Annotated in this window: 1 protein-coding gene; it reads left to right on the forward strand. The window is 41.5% G+C overall.

The window, feature by feature from the left end; genetic code table 11:
* The first annotated feature begins 792 nt into the window (after positions 1-792).
* Positions 793-1,845, forward strand: a complete 1,053-nt coding sequence (locus VLN09_RS00070; protein ID WP_414709058.1) for a L,D-transpeptidase family protein — start codon at positions 793-795, stop codon at positions 1,843-1,845.
* Positions 1,846-1,966: the final 121 nt, after the last annotated feature.

The following is a 1,966-nucleotide window of genomic DNA, read 5'->3' on the forward strand; positions in this document are numbered from 1 at the left end:
TTGCCATCTGCGCCTTGTGATTCTTCATCACTAAAGTATTGATTTTGGAATTCTTCTGCGCTCATTGTTTGGTCTTCTGACATATCACACCTTGCTGATTACATGCTGACTGACTACATGCGGATGGATTAAATCGCTTTCCATGATTTCAATGAATAGCCGATTTATTAAATAAAAATCTCGTTCCATATTATAGACGGAAACAGGTTGCTGCGCCAATGACTGCATTTTTTAGTTCAATAAAGTTTTGCAGCACCTATTTTATCACCAACATCTAACCTAACTCTTTTTTCTGATTTAGAAGCAGATAAATCAAGTGAAAGTCACCTGCTACACGGCGGAAATAGATGCCTGCATAACTGAACTCTTACTCAACTGTAGTGAATACGTCAACCATTGACGTTTGGCAAGCTCTAAATGAAAAATAATGTGTCGAAAGTTTGCGAAGCATTCAAATTATGCGCATAATAGCGCCATTAGTAGCAACCACAAGTGTTCCCAATTATGATGAAAATGAAGCCTCTTATTACTGCCATATCTCTTACTATCGTTGGTGTCAGTGCATTTGCTGCATCCGCTGATAGTACACGCACCTTACCTGTACGTACAGCCGACTCAATGCCTAGCATTGCCCAAAAAGTCAGCCTTAACGTACAAGAGAATCGCACTACCTCAGCTGATTCTCGTACGACTGTACAACCAACAGCTAAGCCCACTGACCGTATGACTCAGCTGATTGATGCCAAGAAAGAAGCGGAAGCCAATACGTCGGTCGCAGTCGCTGCTGATAATATGACAGTAGAAGAGCTGTCTCGTAAAGATGTACAGTCCGACAGCACCGATGATATCAGTGAAGGTCAAGCCGTTGCCGCTCCTAGTTCATTGACTTCTGATAGCGCAAACGACCCTGCTATTAAGAATATTGAAAATATAGATGGTAAAAAACATACCACGTTGAACTTATCTAATTATGCCAAACAAGTAAACGGTGCTACATGGACACCGAGTATGAAAGTCAACTCGGCAATGACTATCAAGATGCAGGCATTACTTGATTGGAACTATGCTTCCCCTGGTGCTATCGATGGCGGCTGGGGTATGAACAGTAAAAAAGCACTGATCAACTTCCAAACCATGAAAGGCTTGCCAGCAACGGGTAAAATGGATCAAAAAACCTGGGACGCTTTGAATAAAAACATCCCAGCCAATAAGCCAGTGTTAGTAACTTATACCATCACTGAAGATGATGTGAATACCAATTTTGCTACTATGCCTTCAGGCTCAGAAGCAAAGTCAAAAATGAAGGGCTTGTATTATCAAGACATCAAAGAAATGTTTGGTGAGCGCTTCCATATGGATGTGCGTTATTTAGACAAGCTGAATAAAAACAAACAATATAAAGCTGGTGAAACCATTACGGTGTTGAATACCCGTGCACCGCTTAAGCAGCGTATTAACCGTATCATTGCGAACAAAGCTGATAAGACATTATATGCTTATAACAATGATAAGCTGGTTGCCACCTATCCAACTACCATCGGAAGTGACGCCACGCCATCACCACAAGGCACGTTTAAAATCATTAACAAGGTTAAAATGCCATGGTACAAAGCGACCGTCGGTGAAGGCGCGAATAAAAAAGTGCATATGCTGCCACCAGGACCGAATAGTCCAGTAGGCGTCGTATGGATGGGCTTATCTAAACCTTCTTATGGTATACATGGTTCACCCAAGCCTGAAGGCATCAGCCGCCAAGCATCAGCTGGCTGTGTGCGCTTGACCAACTGGGACGTTTTAGAGGTTTATGCCAATATCGAGAATGGCGCAACCGTTGAGCTAAAATAGTTCAACGTATAGTACTCAATAAAAAAGACCTTGATCATCGTATCAAGGTCTTTTTTTATTAAAGTTCGAAAGATTCAGTACCAAAGTTTTCAACGTAAAAAGTATATAAAATGACTGACTA

The sequence above is a fragment of the Psychrobacter sp. genome, from assembly GCF_035469765.1.
Classification (GTDB): domain Bacteria; phylum Pseudomonadota; class Gammaproteobacteria; order Pseudomonadales; family Moraxellaceae; genus Psychrobacter.